This window comes from Salisaeta longa DSM 21114, assembly GCF_000419585.1.
GTDB classification, from domain to species: Bacteria; Bacteroidota; Rhodothermia; order Rhodothermales; family Salinibacteraceae; genus Salisaeta; species Salisaeta longa.
Map to the genome: position 1 here is coordinate 3,182,041 of NZ_ATTH01000001.1, position 10,725 is coordinate 3,192,765.

11 protein-coding genes and 1 CRISPR repeat array are annotated in these 10,725 nt (G+C 65.6%); of the genes, 4 read left to right on the forward strand and 7 right to left on the reverse strand.

All coding sequences use genetic code 11. From position 1 onward, the window contains the following. Window positions 1-340 precede the first annotated feature (340 nt). Window positions 341-692: a CRISPR direct-repeat array (repeat unit 37 nt; unit sequence GTCGGAAGTCTTGCCTCCATTCCAAGAGGATTGAAAC). Window positions 693-1,300: 608 nt separating this feature from the next. Then, on the forward strand, window positions 1,301-2,164 hold the full coding sequence (locus SALLO_RS0113280; RefSeq protein WP_022836794.1) for an SDR family oxidoreductase: 864 nt from the start codon (window positions 1,301-1,303) through the stop codon (window positions 2,162-2,164). 31 nt (window positions 2,165-2,195) lie between these two features. On the opposite strand, the gene SALLO_RS17285 is transcribed toward SALLO_RS0113280, so the two are convergent. Together SALLO_RS17285 and SALLO_RS0113290 are read right to left on the reverse strand one after the other, a co-directional pair. After that, window positions 2,196-2,864 (reverse strand): exonuclease domain-containing protein, encoded by a 669-nt coding sequence (locus SALLO_RS17285; protein WP_022836795.1) that lies wholly within the window; start codon window positions 2,862-2,864, stop codon window positions 2,196-2,198. Between the two features lie 3 nt (window positions 2,865-2,867). Then, the gene (locus tag SALLO_RS0113290) at window positions 2,868-4,742 is read right to left on the reverse strand and encodes a putative nucleotidyltransferase substrate binding domain-containing protein (protein ID WP_022836796.1); all 1,875 of its coding nucleotides are present in this window, start codon (window positions 4,740-4,742) and stop codon (window positions 2,868-2,870) included. Window positions 4,743-4,943: 201 nt separating this feature from the next. On the opposite strand from SALLO_RS0113290, the gene SALLO_RS17290 reads away from it, so the two are divergent. Then, window positions 4,944-5,672 (forward strand): hypothetical protein, encoded by a 729-nt coding sequence (locus tag SALLO_RS17290; RefSeq protein WP_022836797.1) that lies wholly within the window; start codon window positions 4,944-4,946, stop codon window positions 5,670-5,672. Between the two features lie 137 nt (window positions 5,673-5,809). Here the strand turns inward: SALLO_RS17290 and hisG are convergent, their stop codons facing one another. From hisG to SALLO_RS0113310, 3 genes are all read right to left on the reverse strand, one after another. Beyond that, window positions 5,810-6,661, reverse strand: a complete 852-nt coding sequence (gene hisG, locus SALLO_RS0113300; protein ID WP_022836798.1) for an ATP phosphoribosyltransferase — start codon at window positions 6,659-6,661, stop codon at window positions 5,810-5,812. Between the two features lie 48 nt (window positions 6,662-6,709). After that, complete coding sequence (locus tag SALLO_RS0113305) at window positions 6,710-6,973, reverse strand: phosphoribosyl-ATP diphosphatase (RefSeq protein WP_022836799.1); 264 nt, start codon at window positions 6,971-6,973, stop codon at window positions 6,710-6,712. Between the two features lie 108 nt (window positions 6,974-7,081). Next, entirely contained in the window at window positions 7,082-7,783 is a 702-nt protein-coding gene (locus tag SALLO_RS0113310; RefSeq protein WP_022836800.1) for an ABC transporter ATP-binding protein, read from the reverse strand. 89 nt (window positions 7,784-7,872) lie between these two features. Between SALLO_RS0113310 and ccmA the strand changes: the two genes are divergently transcribed. Together ccmA and SALLO_RS0113320 are read left to right on the forward strand one after the other, a co-directional pair. Continuing rightward, window positions 7,873-8,499, forward strand: coding sequence for a heme ABC exporter ATP-binding protein CcmA (gene ccmA, locus SALLO_RS17295; RefSeq protein WP_040605780.1), 627 nt, complete (start codon window positions 7,873-7,875; stop codon window positions 8,497-8,499). Window positions 8,500-8,572: 73 nt separating this feature from the next. Further along, the gene (locus tag SALLO_RS0113320; protein ID WP_022836802.1) at window positions 8,573-9,628 is read left to right on the forward strand and encodes an SDR family oxidoreductase; all 1,056 of its coding nucleotides are present in this window, start codon (window positions 8,573-8,575) and stop codon (window positions 9,626-9,628) included. Between the two features lie 289 nt (window positions 9,629-9,917). On the opposite strand, the gene SALLO_RS0113330 is transcribed toward SALLO_RS0113320, so the two are convergent. Then, a complete protein-coding gene (locus tag SALLO_RS0113330; RefSeq protein ID WP_022836804.1) occupies window positions 9,918-10,352 on the reverse strand; it encodes a hypothetical protein in 435 nt (144 codons plus the stop codon). Further along, window positions 10,349-10,725 (reverse strand): DinB family protein (locus SALLO_RS17300; RefSeq protein ID WP_022836805.1); only part of this gene is annotated, 377 nt, incomplete at its 5' end. The genes SALLO_RS17300 and SALLO_RS0113330, both read right to left, overlap by 4 nt.

A 10,725-nucleotide genomic window follows, 5' to 3' on the forward strand; every position in this document is an offset into this window, starting at 1 on the left:
AGCCCACCGCAAAAAAAGCGGGCCGCGGCACTTGACATTCTCCAGCCGCTTATATACCCTGCTTTTGCGTGATGTTGAAATCAGTGCTATGCCATTGAATTCAACGCGCGTTGCAGACCTAAAATGTCCGCTCAAGGCGGGGGGTCTGCGACACACGCGCAAGGTGTTCTTTTACATAGGGTTACGCAAAACGCCTTCATGGCGGCTTCACCAAAAGCCATGAAGCAAGCGCATGCTAGAACAGGGTCTGCAGAAATGACGCCTCCGAGCTACCACCAACGGCTTGCAGCGGCCGCAACAGCTGCCTTTCGCACCGGTATTCATCTCTCCTTCAGGTACCGTCGGAAGTCTTGCCTCCATTCCAAGAGGATTGAAACCCTATATTAATCGCCTGGTTGATGGCAGGCGATTTAAAATGGAAGGTCGGAAGTCTTGCCTCCATTCCAAGAGGATTGAAACGAATGTATGATGAATCTCTGTTCAACAAATTGATTCACAGTCGGAAGTCTTGCCTCCATTCCAAGAGGATTGAAACCTGCGGCGGTCGGTGTCGAGTATGTCGTATATCGTCTGCATGTCGGAAGTCTTGCCTCCATTCCAAGAGGATTGAAACGGGGCTTTTTCAATCAAATCATATACTGTGATATACACCATAGTCGGAAGTCTTGCCTCCATTCCAAGAGGATTGATGGCTTCTGGTGATGACGCCTGACGCACATTTTGCGCAGCACCCTACGTGTACACACGAACGCCTGTCCGCTGCTGCGGGCGGGCGTTTGGTGGTTGGGGGCGTCGCGTGCGTATCTGCTGTGCGGGGTACCCTTTGCAGCGAGCCGTTCGCCTTCGCACATGGAGATCTCACCACAGGCATGACCTCCGGCCCCATCATAGATATGACCTTCGGCCCCCGCGTCACTCCCTTCGGTCGTTCCTCGCGATGACATATTGCTTTTTGCTGCTTTGGTGCGTTGCGCGTGCAGATGGGCACACCACCCCGAACAACCATTTGAACCATCAACGCGCGGCTTTTCGCGCACCCCGCAATGTCATTGCGAGGAGTGAGCGGATGCGAACGACGCGGGGGCCCTTGGGTCATCCTGAAAGCGCAATCTCCGCAAATAGGCAGAAGCGCACCGAGCAAACCCAAAGAACAGATCACCCTTGAAGCCCAGGCTCCGCAGGGTGTCAATTTCCACCGGACGAAAAGGGAGGGGGCGGCGTGCCGGATCGGGCATTGGAATCAAGTCCGCTGTGCCTTAGCTTAGGGGTCCGTTCGCTTTTGCACCGACCCGCACACGCTATGTCCGACGCCCCGCTTGCCTCCGACCTCCTTGCTGATGAACACATCGTGGTGACCGGCGGCGGCACCGGCCTGGGCCGTGCCATGGCCGAGCAGATGGCCGCCCTAGGCGCGACCATCACCATCAACGGGCGCCGCACCGAGCCGCTGGATGAGACGGTAGCGGCCATTCGCGACGCCGGCGGCACGGCCGCGGGTATCTCCTGCAACGTGCGCGAGGCCGATGCCGTGCGCGACTTCTTTGATGCTGCCGAGGAGCGGCAGGGGCCGGTAACGGGGCTCGTCAATAATGCCGCGGCCAACTTTCTGGCGGCCGCCGAAGACATCTCGCCCAACGGCTTCGACGCGATCATCAAAACGAACCTGTACGGCACCTTCTACTGCACGCAGCAGTGCGGGCAGCGCTGGCTGAAACGAGAGGAACGCGGCACGGTGCTCTCCATTGCCACCACCTACGCCGAAACCGGCAGCGCCTTTGTGTTGCCCAGCGCCATGTCGAAGGCCGGCATCGTGGCCATGACAAAGTCGCTAGCGGCCGAGTGGGGGCACGCGGGCATCCGGCTGAATGCCGTAGCGCCGGGGCCCTTTCCCACCAAGGGGGCGTGGAGCCGCCTCGTGCCGGGCGACGACATGGAGCAAAAGATGAAAAGCCGCGTGCCGCTCAAGCGCTTTGGCAAGCCGGAGGAGCTAGCGCGGCTGGTGGCTTTTCTGATGAGCTCGGCCAATAGCTACATGAACGGCGAGGTGGTGACGTTTGACGGCGGCGAGAAGCTGGTGGCGGGCGGTCAGTTCAACGACTTTACGCGGATGCCACGCGCGCAGGTGAAAGCGATGTTTGAGGCGATGCGCTCGGCCAGCGACTGATGGACGCGCGCAGGCCGGGGGGCGCTACAGGCTACAGCGTGCGGAGCACCGTGCGCAGCGGCAGGGGCGCCGCGCCGGCCCACACCGATTGAAGGGCCAGCCACAGCTCGGCGGTGGCGAGGGCATCGGAGAGGGCATGGTGCGCCGGATACGCCGGCAGGCCGTGCGCCGCCCGGACGGCACCGAGCCGCAGCGCCTCGGCATCCACACCGGGCGAGCGTTGGCGGCGCCGGGCAAGGTCGAGGGTGTCGACGACGCGCACCAGCAGCGGGGCGCCCAGGTGCTGCCGGCATGCGGCGTCTAAAAAGCGGACGTCGAGCGGGGCGTGGTGCACCACCAACACGCGTCCTTCGAGCGCACGCAGCAGGTGCTGCAACGCGTCTTTCAGCGGCCAGCCCCCGGCCAGGTCGGCATCGCGCAGGTGATGCACCGTTGCGCTTTCGTGCACGGAGCGGCGGAGCGCCAGGGGCAGGTGGCGGGCGCCGGAGAGGGCGATGCGTCCGTTGGTGATGGGCACCCACCCGAGGCTCACAATGGCATCGGAGCGGGGGTGCAAGCCGGTCGTTTCGAGGTCGAGCACCAGGTACGGCAGCGCGCGGGCATCGGCCGCGGGCGACGGCACGGGGGCATCCAAAAAGGCCCGCATGGCCGGATGCGTTGTCCGGTGCCGGTACCACCACCGCCGCGCGCGCATCCACATAGGCTACGACAGCAAATCCGTTTGGTAGCGTTGGGCAAGGCCCTGCTGCAGCGTGCGCACCACCGAAAACGCATCCTTGAGGTGGCGGCGGTCGAGCGGAGAAAGCGCCGCCGGATCGACAAAGTTGTCGGGCGCCGTACCGGTGCGCAGCTGCTCGGCCTGATGCTCCAGGCGCACCCGGTTGATGAACGCGTGGGCGTCGCGCAGGTCGGCCGCATCGTCGGTAGCCAGCGCGTGCGTATCGGCCAGCCGGCGCAGGCGGTCGTCGGTTGAGGGGCCGCTGAGGCCGTGCGCCAGCGCGTGGATACGCGCGAGATCCACGATGGGCACCACGCCCTGATGCTTGAGGTCGAGCGTATCCTTGTGCTCGCCGGTGCGCTCCAGCACAAGCTGGCGGAAGAAGCCGAGCGGCGGCCGGTGGTTGAGGGCGTTGGTGGCCAGGCTCGCCAGAAAGATGGTGTTGGCGGCAGTGCGCTCGTGGATAAATGCCTGCAGGGTATCGGCGAGGGCGGTGCGTCCGGCCACGGCCCGCAGGTCGAAGAAGATGCTCGTGTGCATCAGGGCCTGCGGGGTGGGTGCGTCGATCCACTGCCGAAACGTATCCTTCCACGCAGCCAGGGGCTGCCGCCAGCGCTCGTTGGTGGCCATCACGTCGCCGGGGCATAGCGGATAGCCGCAGGCCTGCAGGCCGTCGCGCACAAACGCGGCCAGCGAGCGGAAGTAGGTGTCGTGCGACGGCGCATCGAACGCATCGTCGAGCAGCAGGGCATGGTCCTGATCGGAGTGCGCGGTTTGTTCGAAGCGCGCCTGCGATCCCAGCGCGAGCCACGCGTACGGCACGGGCGGCGGGCCCAGGCGCTCCTCGGCCATCGTTAACAGGTGGTGGGTGAGGGCGTCGGTAAGGGTCGATACCGTGCGCGTAACATCCGCAGCAGGGGTGCCGCGTTCCACCAGATGAACAACGAGCGCCGGAATCTTTTGGGCCGTAGCAGCCAGGGCGTCAACCGTCGCGGCGGCCCGCAGATCGCCCATCAGGTACACGGGGCTGTCGGACTGCACGCGCATCAGGTCGGTGGTGGTAACCACGCCGATCAGCGCGTCGTCGCGCAACACGGGCAGGTGATGGATGTTGTGGCGCGTCATGGTCAGCAGCGCCTCGAAGGCATAGCGGCCGGCGGCGATGGTCACCGGGCGGGGCGTCATGACGGTGCGTACGGGGGCCTCCGGCGCGACGCCCGCGGCAACCACGCGCGAGCGCAGGTCGCGGTCGGTGAGCAGGCCCTGCACGGCGCCCGCGGCATCGCACAGCAGCAAGGAGGAGACGCCCGCCGTGCGCATGATCTCGGCTGCTTCGCGGATCGACACCGAGGGCCGCGCCGTCACCGGCGGCCGCGTAATGAGCTGATCCACGGGCTGGGCCAGCGGACGCCGTCCCTCGCGCTCGGCCAAGGCGGCGCGGAGGCGGGCGCTGTGGGCCTGCGCAAAAAACCGGTCGACGGTGGGATGCGCCGCCCGCAGGTCGTGAAAGAGCGAAGGCGGCAGCAGGTACAGCAGGGTGTCCTCTAGCGTGGTCACCTGCCGCTGGGCGGGCGTGTCGGTGAGCAGCGCCGGGTAGCCAAAAAAGTCGTGCGGCCCCAGGCGGGCCACGAGGGTGCCGCGGGCGTCGGTGAGTTCAACCGCGCCGCTGCGGATGAGGGACACGGCCTCCACCGGTTCATCGAGCGCCAGCACCGTCGTTTCGTGTGGGGCATAGGCGATCTGCATCCGCTGCGCGGCCTGTTCAATGACGGCGGCGGGCAGCGACGCAAACGGCGGCGTTTCGTGCAAAAACGCCGTCACCGGATCGGCAGCCGCAGGCGACGGCACGCGAGCGGACATAGCACCTTCCTCGTATTCGTCGGACACACGAACGCCAATCTACAACACCCGGCGCGCGAATGCACACCCGGCAAGGGCTAAACTAACGCTGGGACGCATTGGCATGTTCATTGCTCGTTCATGTTGACGTTGTGTGAATCGTTGGCTATTCATGAGGGCGATCCACCAACGTAACAATACGTTCACAAGAGAAGGACGCTTATGCAACCGCTCTCGCTACAAACCTTTACCCGCGCCGTTGACGATGTGGAGCGCACGCAGTACGAAATCTTGGGCGGCTTGCAGCGCGCTCGTACGGCGTTTTCCGACCGGCGGGTATATCCGCACCTGGGCCGCCTGGTGAAGCTGCACGAGGCCCTCACGACGGTCATGGAGCGCTCCGAGGCGTACCGCACGTCCGCCACGGGCACCATGACGGGCATCGACTGGGAGAATCAGCGGCTGCAGTATGCGTGGCCGGATCTGGACCAGGATCAGATGGCGGTGGTCACGGAGCTGATGCACTGGGCGCTGCCGCACCTGCGCGCGGCCATTGCGGAAGGCACCGACGTGTACGAGTACGTGGAGGACAACCTGGCGCTGGAGACGGTGGGCATTGTGCCGTCGTATGTGCAGGAGGGCTACGTGCTTGTGCGCGACCCCGGGGCCGCGGCGGTGCACGTGCTGCGTTACACGTTGTCGCTCATCACGCGTGAGGGCGAGCGTTACCGCACGCTGCGCACCGAGCATTGCAAAACGATTGCCCAAGGCACCGTGGCCGAGCACCCCAGCAGCATCAAGCTGTCGCTGGTGGATGAGCGCAAGGATCTACCGAATCCGGCGACGTACTTGATTGACACTGAGGAGACGTTTCCGTACGAGGATACCGTGTTGCCGATTGTGAAGCGCAAGCTGATGCGCTACCTGGCGCGCCAAGAGGGGCAAGCGTAGAGGCGATACGGAACGGGTCCATCCTCCCCGCCGGGGGCCGCGCGCGCTCCGGCGGGGACGCCGTGGCCCCTTCCCCGATGACTAAAACAGCCGCCTCCTTCGAAACCGCCCACGTGCGTGCGGCGCGTTGCAGGGGGTTAGATGCGGCACGTCCGGATGTCGGTGATGATGATGCCCTTCGCGCCGATGGCCGTCAGGTCGTCCATGATCTCGTTGACGCGGGCCTCGCGGGCCATTGCCTTCACGGCAACCCAGCCGTCCTTGCTCAGCGGCGACACGGTGGGCGACTCGATGCCGGGCGTAATGTCGCGGGCCGTCGCGAGTTGGTCGCGGGGCAGGTCGTACTCCACCATCACGTAGGCGCGGGCCATCAGAATGCCCTGCACGCGCTCGATGAAGCGCTGGGCCGCCTCGCGCTGTAGGGTCGCGCCGTTCTGTGCCACGAGCACAGCCTCGGTCTCCAAGATAGGATCGCCAATGACGTGCAGGCCGGCCTCGTCGATGGTGCGGCCGGTTTGCACCACGTCGGCAATGGCATCGGCGACGCCCAGGTCGATCGAAATCTCTACCGCGCCGTCCAGGTGCACCACCGTTGCGTCAATATCGCGGGCGTCGAGGTCTTTGCGCACCAGGTTGGCGTACGAGGTGGCGATGCGCGTCTGGCTCGTAAAGTCGTCGGGCGTGATGTCCTGTTCCTTGGGGGCCGCGTAGCAGAAGCGCGCGTTGCCGAAGTTGAGGTCCATTACGCGCTCCACGTTGGCGCCGCTGTCGTGGAGCAGGTCGAGGCCGGTAACGCCCAGGTCGAGCGTGCCGTTGCTCACGTACGTGGCAATGTCGCGGGGGCGCAGGAAGATGAACATGACGTCGTTGTCGGTATCGCGCACCGACAGCTCGCGGCCGCGGCGGCGGCAGCGATACCCGGCGGCCGCGGCAAGTGCAACCGCGCCGTCGGAGAGGGCGCCTTTGTTGGGCAGGGCGATCTTGAGCATAGCAGAAAGCAGTCGTAGGAAAGAGGGCGTCGCGGAGGGCGTGGGGCGCTACAGGTGTTCGTACACGTCGTCGAGGTCAAGATCGCACGCCAGCATCATCACCTGTATGTGGTACAAGAGCTGCGAGATTTCTTCGGCAGTGCGGGTTTTGCCTTCATGCTCGGCGGCCATCCACACCTCGCCGGCTTCTTCCAGCAGCTTCTTGCCAATCGCATGCGGACCGTCGTGTACGGCCTGTACGGTGCCCGAGGTTGGATCTTGGCGGGCCACCTTGGCTTGCAGTTCGGCAAACAATTCCTCGAAGCGCTTCATAGCAACGTGAACGGTTGGGCAGGGCGATAAACAGCTACAGGATAGCGCATAGCGGGGGCGAGCGGAACCCGGCGGGGCGGCTTTTGGGCAGAATTCGCAGAGGGACGCTCACGTGGAGGCGCGGGCGCCGTCGCGCAGGCGGATGAGCCGCTGGGCGTAAGCGGTTATGGATGCCGGGTGGTGCGTGACGACCACGACGGTACGGCCTTGCGTGCGGTGCAAGTCGGCCAGGAGGTCAATGATCTGCGCCCCGGTGTCGGCGTCGAGGTTGCCGGTGGGCTCATCGGCAAGCAATAGCGGGGGATCGCCCACCAGCGCCCGCGCCACAGCCACGCGTTGCTGCTCGCCGCCGGAGAGCTCCACGGGCCGATGGCCGGTGCGGTCGGCCAGGTCCACCTGCGCGAGGCACGCGGCCGCCCGACGGGCGCGCTCTGCAGGCGGCACGCCGGCGAGGATGAGCGGCAGGGCCACGTTTTGCAGCGCCGTCATCGTCGGGATCAGGTGAAACTGCTGAAAGACGACGCCCACCATGGTCCGGCGAAAGCGCGACTGCTCGCGGGCCGACAGCGCGCCCAGCGTCCACTCGCCCACCCGCAGCGTGCCCTGCGTGGGCGCATCGAGGGCCGCGAGCAGATGCAGCAACGTCGACTTCCCCGAGCCGCTGGGGCCCACCACGCCGGTAAAGCTGCCGCGGGGGAGCGTCAGGCTCACGTCGCGCAAGGCGTGCACCGGCGCAGCGCCCATCCGGTAGGTCTTCGAGACGTGATCGACGACAACCAGCGGGGCGTCGGCAGACGAAGCGTCGGGCATGGCACGGGCGTTGATGAAACAAACGTGCGGCCTTGAACCGCCGCCGTGGGTCTCGGTTCGTAAACAAAAGTCAAAGTCCACCACCGCGCATGCCTATCCTTACCGCCACCGGCGTGGGGCACCGCTTCGGCGCCTTGCTGCTCTTTCGCGACCTTTCGTTTACGCTGGCCGCGGGTCAGACGCTGGCCATCACGGGGGCCAATGGATCCGGCAAATCGACGCTGATTCGCATCCTGGCCGGTGTGCTTACGCCCCGCGCGGGCCGCGTGGTGCTGCATCGGGAGGGGCGCGTGGTCGAGCGGGCCCGCCACCCGCAGCATGTGGGCCTCGTGGCGCCGTACCTAAACGTGTACGACGGCCTCACGGCCCGCGAGAACCTGGCGTTCTTAGCCGCCGCCCGCGGCCTCTCGGAGCCCCAACAGCGCATCGACGCGGCGCTGCATACGGTGGGGCTCGCCGGGCGCGCCGACGCGCAAGTGGCCACCTACTCGTCGGGGATGAAGCAGCGCGTCAAATACGCAGCGGCCCTGCTCCCTAAGCCGCTGGTGCTGCTGCTCGACGAGCCGTCGGCAAATTTCGACGCCGCCGGGCGCGCGCTGGTGGAGCAGGTCACGGCCGCGCAGCATGCACGGGGCGGCGCGCTGGTGGTGGCCACCAACCGGCCCGAAGAAGCCGCCACCGCCCATCGCGTGCTCCGCATTGAAGATCATCGCTAACGGCGCGAACCGCTTCCAAGGCCCGTCGTATTAACGGCGTTAACCAAGCGTTCATTGAACCTGCGGGCTCCTTATGATCTTCCTGACCGGCTTTCCGGGCTTTTTAGGCACACGCCTGGTGCAGGCGTTGGCCCAGCGCACCCCCGACGCCCACTTTCAGCTCCTGGTGCAGCCCAAGTTCGAAACCAAAGCGCGCCTCGTGCTGCAAGACCTGGGCCTGTGGGACCGTGCAACGCTCCTGCCGGGCGACATCACGCAGCCGGATCTGGGGCTGGGCGATCGCTACGACGCGGTGGCAGAATCCATCACCGAGGCGTATCACCTGGCGGCGGTCTACGACCTGTCCATCCCGCGCGAGGTGGGCTGGCGCATCAACGTGGAGGGCACGCGCCACGTGCTCGACCTGCTGGACGATGCGCCGCAGCTTTCGGTGTTCGGGTACGTGAGCACGGCGTACGTGTCGGGCCGGCGCACCGGCGTTATCCGCGAGGAGGAGCTGACGCACCACGCCGGGTTCAAGAATTTCTACGAGGAGACCAAGTACCACGCCGAGGTGCTGGTGCAGGAGCGCTTCGATACGCTGCCCACCGTAGTTTTTCGGCCGGGCATCGTGGTGGGCGATTCGAAAACGGGCGCGACCGATAAGTTTGACGGTCCGTACTTCATCCTGAGCGCGCTGCAGAAGCTGCCGCGCTACACGCTCATGACGCGCATCGGTACGGGGCAGGAAACGGTGAACCTGGTGCCGGTGGATTTTGTCATCGACGCGATGCTTGCGCTCTCGACAGCGGAGCACGCGGGCACCGTGTTTCATCTCACGGATCCGCAGCCGCTAACCACGCAGCAGATCATGAAGACGTTTACGACACTGCTGAACATGAAGGTGGCGTACGTGGGTGTGCCGCCGGCGGTGGCCCGTGGCCTCATGAACACCGGGCCGGGCCGGGCGCTGGGCATTGCGCCCGAGCTCATCGACTATTTCGATCATGCAGCAACATACGACAGCCAGCACACCCAATCGGCACTCGCGGGCACCGGCATTCGCTGCCCGTCGCTGCGCGACTACGCGCCGGCCATGGTGCGCTTCATGCAGGCGCATGGCGGGCAACGCGCGGAAGCGATGTACTAACTCGAATCCGGATGCGCCCTGCCCATCTGATGCGGGAATTTCTTTTCCCTGCATGATGATAACGTAGCGTTTTCGTGTTTCGGGGGGCGCCCCATGCGCTCCGGGGTAATGTTCATTTTTGACTTGACCCAAAATCAGAACAGCTTCTTCATCGCACGCCCCTCCGCGTCCGAGGCGCCGTCCGCTTCGTGGCCGACCAACGGAGCGTCACGCTGGAACGTTGTTGCGGTCGCATCCGAGCGTCTCTTCGGCCTTTAAGGGTCGGGCATCGTCCCACCCGTGTCGGTGACTACAGCGCGACGGCACACATCCATCCCGCAAGAGCCGCGCGGAGCGTCCAGGCGAGGGTGCGTATCCAGTTGCTGCGCACGAGGGCCCGGTGGGTGGCGGCATCGAAGCCGTCGGTGAGGCGTGCGTGCTGCGGCACATGCACGAGGCCCGTCATGCCCCAGATGAGCACGAGCAACCCCGCGCCGCTCCATGGCATTGCAGGGGGCACGGCAGCAGGCGCGTACGCCAGCAACGCGAGGCCCGTGCCTAGCTCCAGCGTCATGGCCGGGCCCACAATCCACGTGATGCGGCGCATATGAAACGCCTGAAAGTCGGCCGTGCGGGCCGGGTCTATCCACCGAAAGGCCGGGTAGTGCACCAGCTGCACGACCCAGATGACGCCCGTCATGAGCAGGGTGGCCGCGGCATGCACGAGGAGGAGCGTAAGCGTCATGCGGCATCGTCGGCTTCGGGCGGCCAGCAGTCCAGCGCGCGCCGCACATCCACCAGTTGCCCGAGGTGGTACGCGTTGTGGTCGGCAACGAGCAGGGCTTCGCGCAAGAAGGTTTGCGTTTCGCCGTGCGGTACGACGGCCATCAGGTCGGGCGTGTCGCGCACGAGCGTGCAGAGGGCGGCGTGGTCGTCGCGGATCTGCTGCAGGCTGTCGTGCCAGGCGTTTTCGCTGGGGGGCGCCGCGGCCGCGGGCCAGTAGTCGTCGGGCCAGGCCGGCTGTTCGTAGGCATCGGCCTGGCAGAAATCCAGGATGTCGCGTTGGGCGATGCGGAGGTGCTCTACCAGCTCCCAGCCGGAGTGCGGCAGCCCCGTGG